The following is a 20,105-nucleotide window of genomic DNA, read 5'->3' on the forward strand; positions in this document are numbered from 1 at the left end:
ACGATACTGCGAAACCAGATACCTAGCAATGCTTTACTGACTTACCATTCAGTAGCTACAAGGCATTGCGAGGGGAAATGAGGGGAACCTTCTCCCTCTTGTCAGCAGGATTTCAACACATTCACTGACCAATGAACATACGTTCCGTGACAAAAGCACACATGTTCACCGATAACCCTCTTAAAAGACTGAAATTCTGGATGATACAGAATTCATTTGACACGGTAAATACCATAGCAAACTAACACAAACTGATACATGGCAGGCCCACAACCTCGACAAACATGCCACGGTACGCCGCGGGCGCCCTACTGCCGGTCAGACAGCTCCAGGTTCGCCCGCACGACGATGCCGATACGCTCCACCATCTCCTCGTCGACCCACTCACCATCCAGGGCGGCCAAGCGCGGGTGAGTCGGGGCCTCGTCGAAGAGGAGATCGAAGCCGAGGATCGCCCGCCACAGGGGGATCAGCTCCTCGTTGTAGGTGTGGCCGTGGCCGCCGGGAGCGGTCCCCGCGACGGGCAGGTCGGCGAGCACCTGAATGAAGGTGACGAAGCGCGTGAACTCAACGAAGGGAGACACGTCGCGGCCCGCGCGCTCACGCAGCCAATCGGGCTGCATCCAGAGCATCTTCCGATTCCACCACACGACCGGATCGGAGGCGTGCTGGGCGTAGACGAAGCGCGGGAAGCCCCACGGCCCCAGCTCGCGCCCGTACAGGTCGGTGCGCAGGTCGGATGGCTCGTTCACGAAGCGCACGCGCCGACCGTTGTAGACGACGGGGGCGACCTCGGGGCTTCCCTTGTGGCGGGCTGCCGTCAGCTCGGCGTGCATCGGCGTGAAGGCGGGGGTCCCCACCCACAGGGCCCCATCCACTTGGGAGAGCGCCTCCTCAACCGAGGAGAAAACCGACTGCGAGGCGAAAGCCCCCAGGGATTCACCGCAGACGAAGAGCGCGGGTCGGTCGGCCTCGTCCATAGTGTCGAGCTCGGCCCGCACCGCGCGGAAGAGCGCTGCCGAGGCCTCCTGCGCCGGCTCGAGGCCGGTCAGCCAGTTGAGGGCCGACGGCACGTAGGAGTACTGGAGCGAGGCGGTGGCACAGTTGCCGCGGGTCAGGAACTCGAGGGGCTGGACCTGCCACTCGTCAACCCAGCCGGAGCCGGTCGACGCGGCGATGAGAATGACGGCGCGATCGAAGGCTCCCGTGCGGCGCAGCTCGGCGACCACAGTCGCCGCGGCCTGCTCGATGCCCGCCCCACCCGTAGGCATACCGGAGTAGACGCGGATCGGCTCCATGGCCTCGCCGCCGGTGACCTGGGCGATGTCGAGGCGCGAGGGGCCGCGCCCCAGGAAGACGCGCCCCTGACCACCGACGGATTCCCAGGTGACGGGCGAGGCCGGGGAGGCGGAGCGCTCGGGCACGAACGGCTTGTAGATACCGCGCGCGGTGCGCGTGTTCATCTGCTCAGCATGGTGGCGGAAGAAGCCGATTCCGCCGCGCAGGATCACGTTGGACGTCAGGAAGAAGACGATGGCGACCAGAATCGCGACGCCCACGACGATCGCCGCCGGGCGCGGCATGTAGCCGCCGAGCACCCCGATCAGCATGCGTCCCACGCGGTTCAACGCCCCGACGATCAGGATGAGACACCAGGCAATCACGACCGTGCCGGCCGTACCCAGGAGGTACTCGCCGAAGGTCTCCCCCGGCATGTTGACAAGCCTGGCGGCGACGCGGGCCCGTCGGTAGGACTGGATGACCGCGTAGAGCCACCAGATCGCGAAGAGGGCGGCGATGCAGACGCGGAAGCCGATCTCGACGGGCTCGGATGCGCGGATCGTCAGACCGGTCATGGCTATGACGCGGGCACCCACGTTCTGGACGACGACGCCGGCGACGTAACCGCAGGCCACGAGGACGCCCGAAGCGACCGCGTGCCACGCCCACGAGCGCGCCATCAGCGACGGCGCCACGCTCACCGCGTACATGGCGAGGGCAGCGATCACTCCCAGAAACGACACAGCCATGGCCCCCATTGTGCCAGGCGCGCCCGCCCCATTCGAGAGCGGCACGAGGCACGGACTCCCACGCACACCGAGGGCTGACACGCGTCCCCTTCCTGCGCCTCGCCAGTCACGCTCATGCACCCCCACGAGCATTCGGTTTCGCTCACCGGCAACAATCGGATACCGTGGGCACATCACCACCGACGTCGTCACCAACGAAGACGGTCCAGACAATGGCGCCACGGACCCCCGACGCGCCCCGCACAAGCCAGGAAGACCAATGACTGACAATCATGCCGAACATATGCGCGGACTCCTCAAGCTCCTCAACAAGCTGCCCCCCAGGCCGCAGATCACCTTCCGCGGCTACGTCGATCGCACGGTGGACCGCGTGCGGGTCGTCGGCTCGCCGGCGCTCACGTCGACGTCACACAGCCTCGAGACCGCGACGAACAACCTCGCGCGGCCGGAGGTCGCCATCGTCGTCGGCGCCAACGGGCGCGATCTCACCCCGATCTTTGCGCTGGATCCCGACTTCAACCTCCAGGAGGTCACCTACCTCCCGAACTCCTACTTCCTCCAGCACGTCGCCCACGAATACAACGGCGTGACCATCCAGGTCTACGAGGAAATCGTTCTGAACAGCGACTCCGCTGGATTCACGATCGCTCATCGGCTGCTGTCCTGGGATCCGGTCCTGGCCGTCCTCGACCCCGCCCTGCGTGCCGCGCGGGAACGCCCGCTCCCCATGCCCGAAGGAGCCTCGGAGAGGTTCCTGGAGCCCATCCACTGACGTTCCACGCGCGCGGCTCGCTCACCTGTCACAGGTGGGTGAGCCACACGAGCGTCGCGTACGGGATGGTGACCTGCTGCCCGGGCGCATACCCGAGGTGGTCGTAGAGGTACCAGCGCAGGTTTTCCTGCATGCGGGCCCGGCCCTCCTCGGAGGAACGAATGTACGAGGAGCGCGTCGTCCCCAGGGTGAGGATCTGCTCGGGGGTCATGCGGTCCTCCCAGGCGACCTGGGTGAGGGTCATCGGCGCGAAGCCTCCACCCGGCGTGGGCGGGTTGTCGGGGCGGTGCACGTCGCCCGAGCGCATGATGCGCGTCAGGCGATGCACCCACGGGATCGACACGGCCATCTGGTTCCACACGATCGCGAGCGCGCCGCCGGGCCTGAGGATCCGCGCAGCTTCGAGGCCCGCGCGCTCGGAATCCACCCAATGCCAGGACTGGGCAAACACGACGATGTCATACACGTCGTTCGGTAACCCCGTCTCCTCCGCGACGCCGCCGTGCCACGTCACGCCTTCGATCGACGAGGCCTGGGCGCGCATCGCCTCGGAGGGTTCGACCGCGTCGACGAGGAGGCCGCCGCGCGCCAGGAGCTCACTCATCTTGCCGGTGCCCGCGCCGATGTCGGCGGCGCGCAGCGGTCCACCCTGCCCCAACGCGTCAGCACCTCGCGCGCGCTGCGCCGCTTCGATCAACGCGGCCACAGCCTCGTCCGGGTAGGCGGGGCGCACGGAGTCGTAGGCGCCGCCCTCGCCGACGAAAGGATTGACCTCAAGCGAGGAGGACAAGATGTTCGACAAAGTTTGCTCTTTCCTATCAGGAGAGTCTTTTATTCCCGGATCTTCGTGAGCGCTCACAGGAGCGAACTCCCCAGTCGACACACGTTGTCGATGTAATGGACGTGCCACGGCAGGCCTCGCCACTCCTCGTAGGTGAGCTCGCGAGACTTCTCGCGCGTGCGGTCGTCATTGCCGTGCAGCATCTCGACCAGGCGCGAGCTGTCAGCGACGAGCACGATCTCGTAGTTGAGGCCGAAGGAACGCACGTCCATGTTGGACGAGCCGATGATGCACAGGCTCCCGTCGACGATCATGTACTTCGAGTGGAGCATCCGCGGCTTGTGATACAGGTGGATGCGCACGCCCGCCTTCAGGAGCGGCCCGTAGTAGGAGCGCTGCGCGTGCCCGACCAGGAACTGGTCGAACTGCTCGGAGACGAAGAGCTCGACCTCGACGCCCGACAGCGCGGCGTTCGTCAGCGCGGTGATCAGGGCCTCGTCGGGAATGAAATACGGGCTCGTGATCGACACGTGCGTGCGCGCTGAGGAGATCATGTGGACGAACGCGCGCAGGTTCGGCTCGTCCTTGAACGCGGGGCCCGACGGGATGATCTGCATCGCCGAGGCCTGCTCCTCCTCGCGCTCTGCCGCAACCTCCGCGGCGGGCGGGGTGAGGACCTCGGGCGTGAGGATCTCCTTGCACGCGTAGTACCAGTCAACGGCGAAGACCGCCTGGATCTGAGCGACGATCGGGCCGGTGACGGACACGCTCGTGTCGTCGTAGAGCATGCCGGCCTTCGCGTACGAGGGGGTGTCGTAGTCGGGGGCCACGAGGTTGTGGGAGCCGACGTAGGCCTCGCGCCCGTCGATGACCAGAATCTTGCGGTGGTTGCGCAGGTCGGGGCGGCGGATCTGCCCGCGAAGCGGCGCGAAGGGCAGCATTTCGTGCCACTCGATGCCCATGGCGTTCAGGCGGCGACGGAAGTCCTTGTGGCCCGGGATCGTGCGCATGCCGTGGTGGTCGACGAGCAGGCGGACGGTGACGCCGCGGGCGACCGCGCGCTCAAGGGCCTCGTAGAAGGGGGCCGTGTACTCATCCCACGACGTCTGGTAGTACAGGGCGTTCACGTGGTGGGTGGCCGTATCGATGCTGGCGGCCATGGCGCGGAAGGTCTCAGCCGTGTCGTTGTAGAGGCGACCGACCTGTCCCACCGAGGCCGGGAAGCCGCTGAGGGTCCCGGACAGTCGCATGATCGAGGCCGTGTCGTCGTCAGAGCCCGCGGGTAGGCCGTCGGGCCCGTCCGGCGCCTCGTAGTTCTCGGGATCGGGCGCGGTCGAGCCGGCCACGATGGCGTCGACCAGCTGGCGGGCCTCCGGGTCGTCGTCGAGCCTGCGGCCCATCGCCCACCACGAGCCGAAGATGATGTACAGGGGCACGCCGAGGAGGGGCCACAGGAAGATCAGCAGCAGCCACGCGGTCGAGGTCGACGCGCGCCGATGCTTGGGCACGACACCCAGCGCGACAACGCGGATCACGAAATCGATGGCCCCAAAGAGGAGCCACCCCCACAGCGGGGGTTCGGGAGGCGGCGGCAGCATGCGCCTAGTCTATCGAGCGCCCCAGATCTTGCTCGGCCCAGCGCCGCCAGTGTGGCGCGTAGGTCTGCCCGTCGCGCGCGATCGCCCTGCTGCGCCGTTCGTCCTCGCCGGGGTCGGCGATCCACACGCTGAGGTCGGCCTCGGCCTCGATGGCGCCGCAGCCCTCGATGATCGTCGGGGCGAGGGGGACGCTGATCGTCGCCCCCGTTGTTCCGTTCTCCCAGTCCCAGGCCTCGTAGGAGGAGGCACGTCCTCCCCGCAGGTCGGAGGCGATGCGCCGGGCGATCTGCGCCCCGGCCTCGAGGCCATCCCAGCCGGGGTACCAGTCGTCGAGGTGCAGCACCTGCCAGCCGTTCACAAGCCGAGCGAGCGCGGCGGCCAGCGTGGACTTGCCGGAGCCGGAGTAGCCGTCGATCGTGACGACCGGGACGCCGCGGCGCGTGCCCGCCTCACCAGACGAGGCCGGGGCCCGCACCCCCGCCAGGGCACTCAGGCGGGGGGCGAGCTCGCGGGCGGCCTCATCGGGGCCCATCGTGACGGGGACGGTGACCCGCAGGCCCACTCCCCCACTCACGTCTTCCCAGGTCAGGCCGCTCATCGGCCCACCAGGGCGAAGGTGCCCGCCCAGATGCTCGCGGCCAGCGCGATCGCGGGCAGGGCGATCGCGACAACCATGAGGACGGCATCGGCGGCGCGCAGGCGCGAGGGGCGTGCCCACGTTCGCTTGCCTGCCGCGCCGAAGCCCCGGGCCTCCATCGTGGTGGCCAGCTTGCCGGAGCGACGCAGCGCGAAGACCAGCAGCGAAAAGGAGCCTCGCAGGAAGGAACGGATGCGCGAGGAGTCGCCCACGCCTCGGGCACGGCGCGCCCGCTCGAGGGCCTTCCAGTCGGCCGCCATCAGCGACATCATGCGCGCGCCCGCGAGCGCCGCCAGCACGGGGCGGGCGGGCAGGTGCAGGATCTGCGCGAGGCCGTCGCCCATGTCGGTCGGATCGATGCGGTCGAGCAGAGCAATCGCAGGCAGGACAATCGCGCACATGCGCAGGCCGATACCCAGCGCCAGCCACATCGAGTGGTCCGAGATCGCTGCCGGCCCGAACTGCCAGTACACGGTTCCGCCCGGTGAGGCGTAGAGCAGCATGGACGCCGCACCCAGCGGCGCGGCCAGCAGCAGCGGCGTCGCCTTCAGGAAGAAGCTGCGCGCAGACACGCCCGACAGGGGCATGAGCGCGAGCTCGAGAATGACGGCAACGGCCGCGCTCACCGGGTCAATCGTGATCAGCAGGGGCGTCGTTGCGACCAGGAGGGCGAGCACGCGGGCGACGGGATTCGTACGCGCGAGGAGGCCTCGGGCGCCGCGCTTCGGGCCCTGATCGTGTGCGTTCCCGGCGGGGGCGGCCCCGGCCTCGTCCGTCGAATCCTCGGGGGCTGCGCCACGCGTGCCGACCTGCCCGAGGTCGATGACGCGCTGGCCCATCGCGGCCACGAACGCGGGGTCGTGCGTGATCGACACCAGGGTGACGCCGCGCTCGAGGGCGGCGCGCAGCAGGCGCACGAGGCCGAGCCACGTGCCGCGATCCTGGCCGAAGGTCGGCTCGTCGAGGATGAGCAGCTCGGGGGCGCTGATGAGCGCGGTCGCCACCGACAGGCGGCGCTTCTCGCCGCCCGAGAGGGTCATGGGGTTGGCGCGCGCGAGTTTGGTGAGGCCCAGGGCCTCGAGGTGTTCGTCGACGAGGGGAGCGATCTCTTCGTCGGTCATGCCGGCGGCGCGCGGGCCGATCGCGAGCTCCTCGGCGACGGTGGGAGCCAGGAACTGGTATTCGGGCTCCTGGAAGACCATCGACATGCGGCCCAGGAGTTGCTTGCTGGACCACTCGTGGGGGTCGCCTGCCGTGCCGTCGGCGGTCTCGACCTCGACGGCGCCCTCCAGGGGCGGCAGGAGGCCCGCGAGCGTCAGTGCAAAGGTCGATTTTCCGGCGCCGTTAGCGCCAACGATGCAAGTGGAGACCCCGCGCTCGATCGTCAAGTCGATGCCGCTGCGCACGGGGGCGGACGCGTCGTAGCCGATCGTCAGGTCGGTGACGCGGGCGATCGGGGTGGCGCCTCGCGCTCTCCCTTCCGCGCCCTCTTCCGCGCCCACGGACGAGGCCGGGGGGACCTCGGGGGCGGGGCCGACCTCGGCGGCGACGTCGTCGCCGGGAAGCCAGATGCCGCGCTCACGCAGGGCCTCGCCCTGCTGCGCGAGGACCTCGTCGAGCGGGCCGTCTGCGGCGATCGCGCCGTCCGCGACCACGATGACGCGATCCACGAGGGAGGCCCACACGTCGACACGGTGCTCGACGACGACCACGGTCGCGCCCGTGCGCTCGACGACGGTTTCGACGGCGGCGCGCACCTCGGCGACGCCGCTCGGGTCCAGGTTCGCGGTGGGCTCGTCCAGGAGCAGCAGGCCCGGGCCCATCGCGAGAATCGACGCCAGAGCCAGGCGCTGCTTCTGCCCGCCCGACAGCTCCGTCGTCGAATGATCCAGGGGGACGCTCAGGCCCACAGCCTCGAGCGAGTTCTCCACGCGCGGCCAGATCTCCTCACGCGCGACCCCCATGTTTTCCATGCCGAAGGCCACGTCGTCGCCCACGCGGGCGAGGACCACCTGGGCCTCGGGGTCCTGCATGAGCAGGCCCACGCGGCCCCTGGCATCAGCCGGAGCGACGCCGTCCACGGTGAGCGTGCCGGTGGCCTCGCCCTCCTCGGCGCCGCCCAGCAGACCGGCCAAGCCGCCCATGAGCGTCGACTTGCCCGACCCGGACGGGCCCAGCACCAGCACGCGCTCGCCCGGCGCGATATCGAGATCAACACCCGACAGCGCGGCGTTCTTACGCCCAGCGTGACGCCATCCCCAGCCGCGCGCGCACACGCGCGCGCCCGCCCCCTCACCCAGCGGCACCTGGCCATCCGGGGAGGAAGCGGGGCGGGAGGAGGCGGAGTGGGCCTCGTCCATGGATTCGAAATCAGACAAGCTCACGCGCTCCACGGCCGGAGGCAAAGCGATCCAGGGCGCCTGTCTTTGCCAGCGCGTTCGTCAGCGCCCAGGCGAGGATGCCCGCCAGGACCACGCCCGAGACGGCGCCGCACACGAGGTAGATCACGTTGTAGAGCAGGCCCTTCTCGATGTGGCCGTAAAGGAAGAGCTCGAGAACCCACTCGAACGCGAAGGACACGGCGCCCGCAACGCCCACGATTGCCGCATTGAAGCGGCGGTATGCGACGAGGGCGAAGACGAGCTCGGCACCAATGCCCTGCGCGAGACCCGAGTAGATGGTCTCGACGGCCCACTGGGATCCCAGAGCCATGGAGACGGTCGCGGCCATCAGCTCAACGAAGAGCGCGGCACCGGGCTTACGGATGACGTAGCCGCCGAGCGTGCCACCCAGCAGCCAGACGCCCGTCGCAAGTCCGTCCAGGCCGGGGGTTATGGCCTTGAGGCCCTCCAGGGCGGCATTACCCACCTGGTTCCAGACGACAAAAATGAGGCCACACGCGACGCCCAGGACGGCGGCGGTGACGATGTCAATGACCCTCCAGCGGAGGGACGGAGCAGTGGATGCCATGCGAAAATACTCCCTTCGTGTTGCACGGCGGCCACGAGGGAAGAGCCTTCCTACGCCGGTATGATCCGGATCAGGTTCTACGGTCGGGGGTGGTCCCCTCTCAGCTCGCTTCGAGCTCCCGTGGCACTCTGGTGAGCATAGTCACTTGGTATTCATTCCGCTACTCATGCAGATGAGGGCCGGTATGCGGACCCTCACCCGTTCCACCGTCGCCGAGGACCCCGCGCGACGCGCGACGCAGCAGGAAATGGCGGTTCGCGAAGGCCGCGCCCACGATGAACGCGATCCAAATCAGCGAATAGACGAGGCCGGGGCGGGTATCGTCCCACATCGCCAGGATGATGCCCATGCAGCCCATGAACGCAAGCACGATCCATGCGCTGATCGCGCCGCCGGGGGCCTTGAATTTCGAGGCCGTATGCAGGTCGGGGCGCTTGTGCAGGTAGACCAGGTAGGACACGACGATGACCACCCACACGCCCATAAACAGCGTGGCCGACACGGAAGTCACCAGCGTGAAGGCCGCGGAGATCGAACCGCCCATCCCCATGATGACGATGCCCGACAGGAGGCACACGCAGGACAGGAACAGGGCGTTGAGGGGCACATGGTGGCTGGACAGGCGGGCGAAGATGCCAGGCGCCTGCTCCTGGCGGGCCAGGCCGTAGAGCATGCGCGAGGTGGAGTAGATGCCCGAGTTCGCGCTCGACGCGGCCGAGGAGAGGACCACGAGATTGACGATCGTGGCCGCGGCGCCCAGCCCGGTCAGCGAAAACATCGTGACGAAGGGCGATTTCTCGGGGCTCACCTGATCCCAGGGGGTCACCATCATGATGGCCGCGAGCGCCGCCACGTAGAAGAGCATGATGCGAACGGGGATGGAGTTGACGGCCTTGGGAAGGGTGTTGTCCGGGTCATCGGTCTCGGCGACTGTCGTGCCGACCATCTCGATACCGATGAAGGCAAAGAGGGCGATCTGGAAGCCGCCGAGGAAGCCAGTGAATCCGGTCGGGAAGAAGCCGCCATGGCTCCACAGGTTCGAGACCGCGGCCGCTGTGCCCTCGGTGTCAACCGTGCCCATGGCAACCATGCCAAAACCGACGACGACCAGCGCAATGATCGCAACGATCTTGACGAGCGCGAACCAGAACTCCGTCTCACCAAAGGCCTTGACCGTCATCGCGTTGAGGGCGAAGAGCAGCAGCGTCGTCGCGCCGATGGGGATCCACGCGGGCAGGTCCGGCCACCAGAAGTGCGTGTAGCCGGTGATCGCGATCATGTCGGCGACGCCAGTGACCACCCAGCACGCCCAGTAGGTCCACCCCGTCACGAACCCAGCCCACGGCCCGATGAGGTCGCGGGCGATGTCCGCGAAGGTCGCGTACTTGTGGTCGGAGAGCAGCAGCTCGCCGAGGGTGCGCATGAACAGAAAGAGGACCGCGCCGATGATCATGTAGACCAGCAGGATCGAGGGGCCGGCGACGGAGATCGTTTTACCCGATCCCATAAACAGGCCCGTACCGATCGCACCACCGATGGCGATCAGCTGGATGTGGCGGTTTTTCAGCGTGCGCTGGAGCTTTTCGCCACCCTGATGGGGCTCACCGTGTTCGACGTTCTCGACTGTCATCGTTGTTCCTTCCGCCTGCTCCCGCCCCACCTGGGACGTTTTGCGCGGTCTTTGCGCGCTCGCGTGACGCGCTTGACTATCCAACGCTACCGCACAGGTACGCTCATGACCGAATCCAGAGCCACGCATGGCAGAACGAGCACATTCAAGTTAGGTTTGCCTTATGACGCAGAATTCGACGCCTTCGACGGGCGAGACCGCCACCCCCTCAACGGCCGAGGCCTCGTACCCCCTGATCTCCGTGGCCACCGTTCCCACCGAGCGGGCCGCACGCTACGGCAAGCAGCTGGTGAGCCACATGGCACACAAGATCACGGGTTCCTGGGACGAGGAGGCAGGCAGCGGATACTTGCTTTTCGACCGCGAGGGCCCGGTTCTGGGGCGTTTCGACGTGATCGCATCGGCATCTGATCTGAGGCTTGAGCTGCGCACGGAGCCCGAGCGCGCCGATCGCCTCGAATTCATCGTCGGCATTCACCTGGCACGCTTCGGCGCGCGCGACAGCCTCGCTATTTCATGGGAGCGCAGCGAAGGTTCGACGCAGGGCCCCCTCACCCCCGAAGAGGTCGAGGCTCGCGCCCGCGCCAAGAAGGCCGCCCGCGAGGCGGCGGCACGCGAGGCGGCGGCACGCGAGGCCGGGCACGCGGAGTAGGCCTGGCACGGCGGACTAGGCCCAGCGCACACGGCGGACTAGGCGCGGCGAGCCCCATCAATTCCGCACGTAATTCCCCGACGGCCGGACGCGTTAACGTCTCGAAAACCGCAGAATTCCAACGTTCTGACTTAAAACATTGAAACAGTCGCAGGGGAATTACGTGCGAAATTTCGGGCACGCACCCAGCCCCCCACGCGTATCAATACGAGTCACGTGGAGATCCGCATCGAAAACGGTTCACCGCTGCAGGGCATTGCACTAGTTAGGGAGCGTTACACTAGTTAGGGAGCATTACACCACCTGGGAACTGGTGTAATACCCAGCAAAAAGGTGTAACACCACTTAGCAACAAGCCCCACCGCGGCAAACGTCCGGCGACCCACCGCCAACAGACAACCCCCGCAGCCGTGAGGCTGCGGGGGTGCACAGTTTGGCAACACGCTAACTACGCGTCATTCGCCGGCGAATACCGCGACAGCGGAACCTTACCGACATCAACGGATGCTGGCGCGGAAACTCAGACGCTCAGCGGCCCTCGAGGTAGTTCTTGGCCGCGATCAGGACCTGTTCCCACATGCCGACCTCATCGTCGTACGCCTGGCGGGCCTCGGCCTCGTCGTCGGAGACCGACGCCAGACCCGACTCCTCCACGTGGATGGCAACGCCGCCGCGCTCCTCGGACAGGGAGACCTCGATGCGGGTCGCGTACTCGTCCGGCAGCTCGTCGTCGGCCAGCGGGTACCAGCGGAAGGCGACGACGTCCATCGGATCCTCGTCGGCCTTCTCGATCAGCCAGTCGCCGGCGTCCGGGTCGCTCACGCGATAGATGCCGTCGTCCCCGAGCGTCACCTCGTGGTCACCCAGCGGGCCGTCGTTGACCCACCAGCCCGGCTCCGACACGAGCGCCCACGCGGCCTCAATGTCGCAGTCCACGACCACGTCGGTCTCGACGCGATCCAGGTCGTCCTCAACGTCGGCGTCAGAAGTCATGTCAAAGAAGCTCATACACCAACGGTACCGGGTCGGACGCTCCCAGGCACGCGAATGGACACCCCAACGCGCGCCCATCTACGCACGTCGGCGGGCACGGGAACAGACGAGGGATCAGACCCCGCGCGAGCACGTCGGCGCACAGATGCGCGAGGCATTGGAAGGCCACGTCTTCGTGCGCATACGACGAGGCCGTGGCCAGCCCCGCGGAGAAGCGAGAGTCGGCCACGGCCTCGGCGTGTCAAAGAGCCTCAGGCGAGACGCGTGATGCGGTAGCGCCAATCCACGGGGCCAACCTCGAGGGTCTCCACGCGGTAGTGCTGCTCGGAGTCCTGCAGGTGCGCGAACAGCGGCTCGGGCTGGTGGGGCGCGCAGATCTGGATGTTCTCGCCGACGGGCAGGTTGTCTACCGCCGCGAAGAGGACCGCGTGGCGCACGACTCGGGGGATCGAGTGGATGACCAGCTCGTCCGCACCCGGGCGGTGAATGACGCCGGCGCCGCCAGCGTGGACGTTGCCCGCCGAGGGGGCACCGTCGCCGCAGCCGCAGCCACCGGCCGTGGAGGCGATGGGCTCGGCGGCCATCTCGTGGGGGCGCTCGGCGGGGGCGTCGTGGCCGCCGCAGCCGCAACCGGCGTGCTCGGCGGGGGCCTCGACAGCCTCGGCGCCGTGGCCGTGTCCGCCGCAGCCGCAGCCACCCTGCTCGGGGGCCTGCGCAGCGGGAGCCTGCTCGGCGCGCGCCTTCTTACCTTCGCCACCACAGCCGCACCCGCAGCCGCCGTCCGTGGACGGGACGGTGTTGGCGTCGACCAGCTTGAACATCTGACGGTCAGTCATGTCTTTTCCTTATCCTTCGGCCCGACGGGCCATTTCAGCGAACCTTACCCAGTGTAGGCATGCCTCAGCCGCGCACGCGCGTTCACTTAATGAGGAACTCGGCCTCGACCTCGACGCTCACGTTGAGGGGCAGCGCGGCGACGCCCACGGCGCTGCGCGCGTGCTGGCTGCCGAAGATCTCGCCGAACAACTCGGATGCGCCGTTGATGACGCCGGCCTGCCCGTAGAAGTCGGGGCGCGAGGACACGAAGCCCACGACCTTCACGACTCCCGCGAGGTTGTCGATGCCGCCCGCGACGGAGGCCGCCGCGGCCAGGGCGTTGAGGGCGCACACGCGCGCCGCGTCCTTGGCGTCCTCGGGGTCCGCGCCGTCCTCGCCGACCGCGCCGATGCACACGGGCTCGCCGTTCACGACGGGGATCTGGCCGGAGGTGCGCACGACGCCGCGGTCGATGACGGCGGGCACGTAGGCGGCGACGGGGGTGGCGACGGCGGGCAGTTCGAGGCCGAGCTCGGCGAGCTTCTCGGAGGGGAGCATGAGGGGTCCTTTCGTTGTGATCGACGAGGCCGGGGCCTCGTCCTCCGGTTCCAGTTTAGTTGCGCTGATCCCGGGGGTGGCGAGTGACGGCGTGACCGTGAGATTCCGGCCGAGGCCTCGTCGATGAAGAGGCAGCGCAGGTATAAGCGTGCGCCCCGCATGTCGACAATCACGCGGGGCGCACTATTCAGGAAGCCTCAGCCCTGGGGAGCGGCCGGGGGCTGACCGCCCTGACCCGGACCGCCCGCCGGGGGCTGACCGCCCTGACCCGGACCGCCCGCCGGGGGCTGACCGCCAGCCGGCGGCTGGCCACCCTGTTCCGGACCGCCGGCCGGGGGCTGACCGCCCATCCCCATGCCGCCCTGGCCTGCGGTCGCCTCTGTGGCAGTGCCGTCGACGCTCACCGTGTAGGTGGAGCCGTTGGTCATGCCCGAGGTCGAGTAGATGACGTTACCGAAGGCCTTCAGCGAGGTGTAGGTGCCCAGGACCGTGCCGGAGGCATCGGTGATCGTCACCGTGGATCCGGCGGAGCCGGTCGCGGAGGCGGAGACCCAGCCCTGGCCGTCGGTCATGGTCGGCGTCTCCACCATCTCATTGGTCGCGAAGGCGATGACCGTGCCACCCGTGATGCTCATGGCTCCGTTGGAATCCAGGGCGCCGTTCGCGCCGGACGCCGGGCCGTAGACGGTCGTCGTGCCGCCGCTGATGGTCAGCGAGCCGTTGGAGTCGAGGCCGTCGCCGTTCGCGTTGACGGTCACGGTGCCGCCGCTGATGGTGAGCTGCTCGCCGGTGTCTTCCATCGAGCCGCCGCCGTCAGCCATGCCACCGGGGCCCATCCGCTGGGTGGTGGTCGTATCGGAGCTGGATTCGGCGACTGCGGCCAGGCCGGCCTCGACCGTGATCGAGCCCGAGGCGTTGATGCCGTCGTCGCTCGAGGTCAGGTCGACGGTACCGTCGGAGATCGTGATGAGGCCACCCTCGAGGGCCTCGTTCGACTGCGTGACGGTCACGGTTGCGCCGTCCAGGACGGCCGCGACCTCGGTGTGCACACCATCGTCGCCGGAGGCGGCGGTGATCGTGCCGGAGCTCAAGCGCAGGGCGCCGTTGGAGTGAATGGCGTCATCCCCGGCGTCGATGGTGGTCGTGCCGCCATCGACGATGATGTAGGTCTGCGCCTTGATGCCCTTGGCCGAGCCCGTGGAGGGCTCGCCGGCCGAGGCGCCGCCGCCCGAAGTGATCGACAGGGTGCCGCCGGTGACGATCGCGTCCGTGTACGCGTCGATGCCGTCGCCGCCCGAGGTCAGAGTGACGGTGCCGTCCGCGATGTTGACGTAGCCCTTGGTGTCGTCGTTGTCCTGGTCGGACTTGAGGGCGTCGCCGCCGGAGTTCACGGTGACGGTGCCGCCGGCAACGGTCAGGGAGTCCTTGCCGCGCAGGCCGTCGTCCGAGGCGGTCGCGTTGATCGTGCCGCTCAGGACGTACAGGTCGTCCTTGGAGGTGATCGCGTCCGAGGCGCCGGAGGTCACGTTGAGCGTGCCCGAGCCGGTGATCGTCAGGTCCATGTCGGCGTAGATCGCGGCGTTCGCGTCCTCGGTGCCGGTGTAGGTTCCGTCGGTGATCGTCGAGGTGCCCTCGAGGGACAGGACGAGGTCGTCACCGCTGGTCGCCTCGATCGCGGCGCCCGTCGAGGAGGTGATGGTCGCGTTATCGAGAATCAGGACAACCTGGTCCTCAGCTCCCGCGGCCACGACAACCTTGCCGGTGAAGGAGCCGCTGAGCTTGTAGACGCCGGCCTTGGAGATGGTCAGCACGCCGTCGCTCACGGACACGGCGTCGGACGAGGAGGTCGCGGTTGTGCCGCTGAGCGTCACATCGACGGCGTCCGAGGCCTTCCAGTCGCTGTCCTTCACGTAGGAGGCCTTCGCGTTCGAGGCCAGGGCGTCAGCCGCGGTGGGCGGCGCGGTCGTGTCGCCATTGGTTCCAGAAGCCGCAACGGTCGCGGTGGCCGTGGTGGAGCCGGAGCCGGATGAGGTCACGCCCGCGGAGCTGCAGGCTCCCAGCGCGAGGGTTCCGACGAGGGCGATCGCGCCGATCGTCCGGGCGGGGGTCCAGAATTTCTGAAGGGCTTTCATGTGTCTGTTTCTTTCGTGTGATTAAAGCTTGTGTTTCTTATGCTCAGCGCTTTCGTTTCGCGTGCTGTCGAAACCGCGGGCGCCGTTATGAGGTCTGTCAGGCCGCCATCGCAAGGGGCGCGGAGTGCGCGAGCTCGGGAACCTCCACATATTCGTGAAAGTAGCGGTCCAGCGTGCGGTGCCACTTATTCGCGGGCAGGTGGTGCATGGCGGCCATCGCGGTCCCGTACTTGGAGATCTTCACGGGTCGCACGCCGCCCTCCCACAGGAGGTGGTCGACGATCGAAGGGGTCGCGCCCGACTTCGTTTCGATGATGACCAGGTCGGGGCGAGCAACCTCGGTGCCGTCCGTGCGCAGCGAGCGCCACTTCAAGTCGGTGTCCACCGTCGCGCGTCCCACGCCACCAGGCAGGAGCAGGGTGTTGCGCTCGTAGGATCCAGCCAGGACCGGCTCGAGCGCTGGCACCAGGTGGCCATAACCCGTCTTCTCAACCTTGCCGGCCACCCACTGGCGGCGCTCACCCGCGAGAGGGGCCCCGGCCTCGTCCCACGAGATCGGCATACGCTTCTTGACCGTCACGCCGCGCGGGCCGCGGGTCTTGACCTCCAGGAAGGACGCGCCCGACGAGAGGTAAGAGCGGGTGCGGACCTTGAAGCGGCGGCGGCGCTTGAGCGCAGTCAGCAGGTACGAATCCATGTCGGGGGTGTCGTAGTAGGTGGAGGCGTAGCCCTGGGACACCTGGCCGTCAATCTGCAGGACCAACGCGTCCTCAGGGAGGCGGCTCAGAATCGCCGAGGCCGTGGCCGCGTCCAGCGCGTACTTGCGGTCCACTCGGGTCAGCATCGCCGCACGCTTATTCAGTTCATCGAGGCCGATCGCATCGAGGTCAGCGAGAATCGAGTTCAGGGTGGCGTTCATGAGTCGTGTCCTTAGTAGTGGCGGTCTGCGGGGTGGCGGTCGTGTCGGCGTCTGCTGGCGAGCCGGTGGGCCGGCGTATCAGGCGACCTTCGAGCGGACGTCCACGAGAGTCAGGTCGTTCACGAGGTCGAGCTTGACGACGCTGACCGAGGCGACGGACGCGCCGAGGCGCTGCTCGAGGGCCGCCTTCAGCTCGGCGGGGTCGGCGATCGCGCGGTCCAGCTGGACGGTCTGCGAAGTGTAGCGGCCGAAGACCAGCTTCGAGTCACCGAAGGCCAGTGCCACGAGGATCAGGGCAATGAGGCCACCGAGCAGCGGGGTCACCGCCGAAGACATGCCCGTCAGCAGGCCAAGAGCCAGCGACGCGAAGTAGTAGGCGATCTCCGTCTGCGAGATCTGATCCGAACGCAGTCGGATGATCGAGAGAACACCGAAGAGGCCGAGGCCCAGGCCCGCGCTCACGGTCGAGTTCGCGAGGATGATCGTGACGGCGAGGACGCCGACATTCACACCGAGGAAGGCTGCGACCAGGTCAGCGCGGCGATGGCGTGGGAAGTACAGGCCGAACACGAGGGCGGCCATGGCGACCAGGTCAATGGCAATCAGGATCAGGGCGGTCATTGGGATCTCCTTTTGTCGATGCACCAATTTCCCCACGCGACCCTATGAAGAACCTATGAAGCTCTCATATTTCTCATATGACTTTTGGGAGTGTTGCTGTGAAGCTGTGAATGCCGGCGGCTGGGCGGGCGTTTTTCGGCGTTTTTCTGCGGTTTCTCTCGCTGTGAATCCAACGCACTTTTCAATCGCTACACGAGTTGCCAAACCTCCAATCGCCGGATCATCGCTCTTGTTGGGCCGGGCTGCTTTGAGTGCCCGTGGGCGGCGGCCCGCCTCATTGATGGCGTTGCTTGTGGTCCCACGGGTGTTCCGGGCGCCGGAGGGCCCGGAACACCCGTGGGACCACAAGCACGACAAAATTCGCCCTGCTCGCCTCCATCAGCGCCCATGCGCGAAAAAGTTCGCCCAGCGCACGCAAAACACCCCAAAATCGGCCTTTTTTCGCCTGCTGGGCGAATTTTTTCGCGGTTTGGACCAGAATCCACTCCTGTTGGGCGAACTTTTTCGCGCCGATGGGGCCACAGCTGCCTCACAACACCTGCCGACCGCCTTGCCTGAAACCGATGACACCAATGCGGGTGGCTCTTTGCCTCGAGATGAAACCGCTGACACCTCTGCGAGCTCCTTTCCGCACACGGTTGAAACCACTGACACCTTTGCTCGCACGAAACGACCAATTCCGGGCCATTTTCTGCCCGCAAAGGTGTCACGGGTTTCATGCACCCCTCGCCGAGCACCCACAAAGGCGATGACGGTTTCACGAACTCTCATCAATGTCCCAACAGAGTTACCCCCGGGATCCCAACAGAGTTGCCACCGGGATCACCCCCGCCAGGCGCTACACCCACAGCCCAAGCCTTGCGTGGCGTGCGCACACGCCACAACGCCGGTGGCACACTGGCCACATGACTGACACCCCCACTCCCCGAGCCCACACAAACGAGCCGGCCCAGGCCTCGTCCCTCCCGTCCCTTGCGATCACCGGCGCGTCCGGGAACGTCGGAGGCACCACCGCCCGACTCCTGTCCGAGCGCAGCCTGCCCCTGCGCTTGCTCGCGAACACGCCGTCGCGCGCGCCCGAGCTGCCGGGTGCCGTCGCGGTGAAGTGCTCGTACGAGGACACCCTCACGACGCGCGTCGCGCTGGAAGGCGTTGACGTCCTCTTCATGGTGTCCGCGCCCGAGAGCGAGGAGCGCCTGTCCAAGCACCTCGCCTTCGTCGACGCGGCGGCCGCCTCCGGGGTGCGCCACATCGTGTACTTGTCGTTCATGAACGCGGCGCCCGACTCGACGTTTACGCTGGCGCGCACGCACTTCCACACGGAGGAGCGCATTAAGGCGTCGGGCATGACGTACACGTTCTTGCGCGATAACTTCTACGCGGACTTTTTCGTGGCGCTGCCGGACGAGGAGGGCCGCATCCTTGGGCCCGCGGGCGACGGGCGCGTCGGCGTGGTCGCGCGCGAGGACGCGGGGCGCGTGGCCGCCGGGGTCCTGGTGGATCCGGGGCGCTACGAGAATCAGACTCTCGACGTGACGGGTCCCGAGGCCCTGACCCTCGATGAGATCGCCGCAATCCTCACCCGTGTGCAGGGCCGGCCCGTCACCTACGTGCGCGAAACCGTCGAGGAGGCGTACGAATCGCGCAAGAAGTGGCCGGCCGCCCAGTGGGAGTACGACTCGTGGGTGTCGACCTACACGTCGATCGCGCGCGGCGAGATGGACGTCGTCTCCACGACCGTGCGCGACGTGACGGGCCGCGACCCGCTCACCTTCGAGGAGGTTGCCCGGGCAGCGCTCGCGTCGCGCCGCTGACTGTCACGAGTGTGGCTTGGTGGGCCCCGGTTTCGCTTCTCTTCTCAGGGACGAAGCCGGGGTTCCCTCATGCGCTCATGCTTGCCGCCTGCGTCACACTCCTGGTAGCGTCGGAGCATGAACAACGAGCCCTTCTGCACTCTTCGGAGGCAACACGCCCGCGCCCAGGCGTGGTGGTAACTGTGGCTCGTCCTTCATCACTTTTGGCGAGAAAACCTCACGACAGTTCTCCTCGGGGTGTGGACCTGGCTGCGCGAGACTTGTGGAAGCTCACCGCGATAGCCATTGTCGTTAACGCCGTCTTGGCGGTGGGCGCCTACTGGGTTTTCTCTTTCATTCGCATCGGCCCGCTACAGCTGCTCTTCATCTGGTTCCCCCTGTATCTGTGCGCGGCGCTTCCTCACCTCATCGAAATGACTGTGCGCCCGTTCTGGTCATCGCACCCCCATTACGAGGACGGCTCCATCGTCATTTGGGGCAACCACCAGTCGATCGCGCTCGTCACGACCGGACTTCTGCTGTACGCCTTCGCGGGCGGGACGATGGCCGCGGGTTTCACGACCGGACAACCCTTCCATGCGGCGCTGTATGTGTTCGCCGCTGCGTCCATGGCCTACCTCGAGTGCAGCCGAAATCCCGGCAAGGACCTCGTCATCGCCCTGACTGACAAGCAAAAGACAACTCTGACCCCCGAGGGAATCTCGTTCCACTTCCCGGAGCTACTGTCCGTCGAGAAAGACTCAAACGACCGGGATGTCACCATCCTGTGGTCGGATAATGTCACGATCGACAGCATCCTCAGTCCAACTATATTTCTCGAAGCAGACCCTGACATATACGGCGGACCATGGGGCATCTCGTCCGAGCGCATCGGCATCCCCTTCACCGGCCTCGACGCGCTCATCCGGCACTTCAACGAGCACCCCGAGGACCGCCCACTCCTGGCCACACCGCAGGGCGTCGACCTCGTCAACGACATCCTCGCTGAGGCCCGCGCAGCACTCACAACCCCACAAAGGAGCCACGCATGAGCACCAAGAAACGCATCCTCGTCACCCTGATCGTCGCGGTCCTGGCCGCGATCGTCATCTTCCCGATGCTGCCCCTCGAATACCGAGACCGCGTCGTCGCGATCCTCACCCACCCGCTGTACTACCTGGGCTTGGGTAACTGGTGAGCGCT

Annotated in this window: 18 protein-coding genes and 1 riboswitch; of the genes, 5 read left to right on the forward strand and 13 right to left on the reverse strand. The window is 67.1% G+C overall.

Annotated features, from left to right (window positions below):
* Positions 1-308 precede the first annotated feature (308 nt).
* Entirely contained in the window at positions 309-2,039 is a 1,731-nt protein-coding gene (locus FBF35_RS10160; RefSeq protein WP_082632819.1) for an alpha/beta hydrolase, read from the reverse strand.
* Between the two features lie 250 nt (positions 2,040-2,289).
* Here FBF35_RS10160 and FBF35_RS10165 point away from each other — a divergent pair, with 250 nt between their 5' ends.
* The gene (locus tag FBF35_RS10165; protein WP_060565996.1) at positions 2,290-2,802 is read left to right on the forward strand and encodes a hypothetical protein; all 513 of its coding nucleotides are present in this window, start codon (positions 2,290-2,292) and stop codon (positions 2,800-2,802) included.
* 28 nt (positions 2,803-2,830) lie between these two features.
* Here FBF35_RS10165 and FBF35_RS10170 read toward each other — a convergent pair whose 3' ends face one another.
* From FBF35_RS10170 to FBF35_RS10195, 6 genes are all read right to left on the reverse strand, one after another.
* Positions 2,831-3,604, reverse strand: coding sequence for a class I SAM-dependent methyltransferase (locus FBF35_RS10170; protein ID WP_060565997.1), 774 nt, complete (start codon positions 3,602-3,604; stop codon positions 2,831-2,833).
* Positions 3,605-3,657: 53 nt separating this feature from the next.
* On the reverse strand, positions 3,658-5,181 hold the full coding sequence (locus tag FBF35_RS10175) for a phospholipase D-like domain-containing protein (RefSeq protein WP_060565999.1): 1,524 nt from the start codon (positions 5,179-5,181) through the stop codon (positions 3,658-3,660).
* Positions 5,182-5,185: 4 nt separating this feature from the next.
* A complete protein-coding gene (locus FBF35_RS10180; RefSeq protein WP_060566000.1) occupies positions 5,186-5,779 on the reverse strand; it encodes a hypothetical protein in 594 nt (197 codons plus the stop codon).
* Entirely contained in the window at positions 5,776-8,178 is a 2,403-nt protein-coding gene (locus FBF35_RS10185; protein ID WP_060566002.1) for an ATP-binding cassette domain-containing protein, read from the reverse strand. Before FBF35_RS10185 ends, FBF35_RS10180 begins: the two co-directional genes overlap by 4 nt.
* 10 nt (positions 8,179-8,188) lie before the next feature.
* The gene (locus FBF35_RS10190) at positions 8,189-8,788 is read right to left on the reverse strand and encodes an ECF transporter S component (protein WP_060566004.1); all 600 of its coding nucleotides are present in this window, start codon (positions 8,786-8,788) and stop codon (positions 8,189-8,191) included.
* A gap of 30 nt (positions 8,789-8,818) precedes the next feature.
* A riboswitch (TPP riboswitch) is annotated at positions 8,819-8,920 on the reverse strand.
* Positions 8,921-8,948: 28 nt separating this feature from the next.
* Positions 8,949-10,418: an amino acid permease gene (locus FBF35_RS10195; protein WP_060566006.1), complete on the reverse strand. Its 1,470-nt coding sequence runs from the start codon at positions 10,416-10,418 to the stop codon at positions 8,949-8,951.
* Between the two features lie 163 nt (positions 10,419-10,581).
* Between FBF35_RS10195 and FBF35_RS10200 the strand changes: the two genes are divergently transcribed.
* Positions 10,582-11,070: a DUF2218 domain-containing protein gene (locus tag FBF35_RS10200; protein ID WP_060566008.1), complete on the forward strand. Its 489-nt coding sequence runs from the start codon at positions 10,582-10,584 to the stop codon at positions 11,068-11,070.
* A gap of 528 nt (positions 11,071-11,598) precedes the next feature.
* Here the strand turns inward: FBF35_RS10200 and FBF35_RS10205 are convergent.
* The 6 genes from FBF35_RS10205 to FBF35_RS10230 form a co-directional block, all read right to left on the reverse strand.
* Complete coding sequence (locus FBF35_RS10205) at positions 11,599-12,078, reverse strand: hypothetical protein (protein WP_060566010.1); 480 nt, start codon at positions 12,076-12,078, stop codon at positions 11,599-11,601.
* Positions 12,079-12,314: 236 nt separating this feature from the next.
* Entirely contained in the window at positions 12,315-12,899 is a 585-nt protein-coding gene (locus tag FBF35_RS10210; protein ID WP_060566012.1) for a DUF2249 domain-containing protein, read from the reverse strand.
* A gap of 82 nt (positions 12,900-12,981) precedes the next feature.
* On the reverse strand, positions 12,982-13,437 hold the full coding sequence (locus tag FBF35_RS10215; protein WP_003791248.1) for a RidA family protein: 456 nt from the start codon (positions 13,435-13,437) through the stop codon (positions 12,982-12,984).
* Between the two features lie 197 nt (positions 13,438-13,634).
* Positions 13,635-15,569, reverse strand: a complete 1,935-nt coding sequence (locus FBF35_RS10220) for a carbohydrate-binding domain-containing protein (protein WP_060566013.1) — start codon at positions 15,567-15,569, stop codon at positions 13,635-13,637.
* Between the two features lie 97 nt (positions 15,570-15,666).
* Positions 15,667-16,488 carry a polyphosphate polymerase domain-containing protein gene (locus FBF35_RS10225; RefSeq protein WP_060566015.1) on the reverse strand — a complete coding sequence of 274 codons (822 nt, stop codon included), beginning with the start codon at positions 16,486-16,488 and terminating at the stop codon, positions 15,667-15,669.
* Positions 16,489-16,566: 78 nt separating this feature from the next.
* Positions 16,567-17,109 carry a DUF4956 domain-containing protein gene (locus FBF35_RS10230; RefSeq protein ID WP_048775245.1) on the reverse strand — a complete coding sequence of 181 codons (543 nt, stop codon included), beginning with the start codon at positions 17,107-17,109 and terminating at the stop codon, positions 16,567-16,569.
* Between the two features lie 905 nt (positions 17,110-18,014).
* Here FBF35_RS10230 and FBF35_RS10240 point away from each other — a divergent pair.
* From FBF35_RS10240 to FBF35_RS10550, 3 genes are all read left to right on the forward strand, one after another.
* Positions 18,015-18,923 carry an SDR family oxidoreductase gene (locus tag FBF35_RS10240; protein WP_060566017.1) on the forward strand — a complete coding sequence of 303 codons (909 nt, stop codon included), beginning with the start codon at positions 18,015-18,017 and terminating at the stop codon, positions 18,921-18,923.
* Between the two features lie 239 nt (positions 18,924-19,162).
* Positions 19,163-19,954 (forward strand): hypothetical protein, encoded by a 792-nt coding sequence (locus FBF35_RS10245; protein WP_060566019.1) that lies wholly within the window; start codon positions 19,163-19,165, stop codon positions 19,952-19,954.
* Complete coding sequence (locus tag FBF35_RS10550; RefSeq protein WP_187348953.1) at positions 19,951-20,100, forward strand: hypothetical protein; 150 nt, start codon at positions 19,951-19,953, stop codon at positions 20,098-20,100. The genes FBF35_RS10245 and FBF35_RS10550 overlap by 4 nt, the downstream gene beginning before the upstream one ends.
* Positions 20,101-20,105 lie beyond the last annotated feature (5 nt).

The sequence above is a fragment of the Schaalia odontolytica genome (genome assembly GCF_005696695.1).
GTDB classification, from domain to species: Bacteria; Actinomycetota; Actinomycetes; order Actinomycetales; family Actinomycetaceae; genus Pauljensenia; species Pauljensenia odontolytica_C.

Bases quoted from the DNA above. Each gene is read 5' to 3' on its own strand.
- FBF35_RS10550 (WP_187348953.1), top strand. From the start codon at position 19,951: ATGAGCACCAAGAAACGCATCCTCGTCACCCTGATCGTCGCGGTCCTG.
- FBF35_RS10185 (WP_060566002.1), bottom strand. From the start codon at position 8,178: ATGGACGAGGCCCACTCCGCCTCCTCCCGCCCCGCTTCCTCCCCGGAT.
- FBF35_RS10240 (WP_060566017.1), top strand. From the start codon at position 18,015: ATGACTGACACCCCCACTCCCCGAGCCCACACAAACGAGCCGGCCCAG.
- FBF35_RS10175 (WP_060565999.1), bottom strand. From the start codon at position 5,181: ATGCTGCCGCCGCCTCCCGAACCCCCGCTGTGGGGGTGGCTCCTCTTT.
- FBF35_RS10160 (WP_082632819.1), bottom strand. From the start codon at position 2,039: ATGGGGGCCATGGCTGTGTCGTTTCTGGGAGTGATCGCTGCCCTCGCC.
- FBF35_RS10215 (WP_003791248.1), bottom strand. From the start codon at position 13,437: ATGCTCCCCTCCGAGAAGCTCGCCGAGCTCGGCCTCGAACTGCCCGCC.
- FBF35_RS10205 (WP_060566010.1), bottom strand. From the start codon at position 12,078: ATGAGCTTCTTTGACATGACTTCTGACGCCGACGTTGAGGACGACCTG.
- FBF35_RS10220 (WP_060566013.1), bottom strand. From the start codon at position 15,569: ATGAAAGCCCTTCAGAAATTCTGGACCCCCGCCCGGACGATCGGCGCG.
- FBF35_RS10180 (WP_060566000.1), bottom strand. From the start codon at position 5,779: ATGAGCGGCCTGACCTGGGAAGACGTGAGTGGGGGAGTGGGCCTGCGG.
- FBF35_RS10210 (WP_060566012.1), bottom strand. From the start codon at position 12,899: ATGACTGACCGTCAGATGTTCAAGCTGGTCGACGCCAACACCGTCCCG.
- FBF35_RS10225 (WP_060566015.1), bottom strand. From the start codon at position 16,488: ATGAACGCCACCCTGAACTCGATTCTCGCTGACCTCGATGCGATCGGC.
- FBF35_RS10195 (WP_060566006.1), bottom strand. From the start codon at position 10,418: ATGACAGTCGAGAACGTCGAACACGGTGAGCCCCATCAGGGTGGCGAA.
- FBF35_RS10200 (WP_060566008.1), top strand. From the start codon at position 10,582: ATGACGCAGAATTCGACGCCTTCGACGGGCGAGACCGCCACCCCCTCA.
- FBF35_RS10190 (WP_060566004.1), bottom strand. From the start codon at position 8,788: ATGGCATCCACTGCTCCGTCCCTCCGCTGGAGGGTCATTGACATCGTC.
- FBF35_RS10165 (WP_060565996.1), top strand. From the start codon at position 2,290: ATGACTGACAATCATGCCGAACATATGCGCGGACTCCTCAAGCTCCTC.
- FBF35_RS10230 (WP_048775245.1), bottom strand. From the start codon at position 17,109: ATGACCGCCCTGATCCTGATTGCCATTGACCTGGTCGCCATGGCCGCC.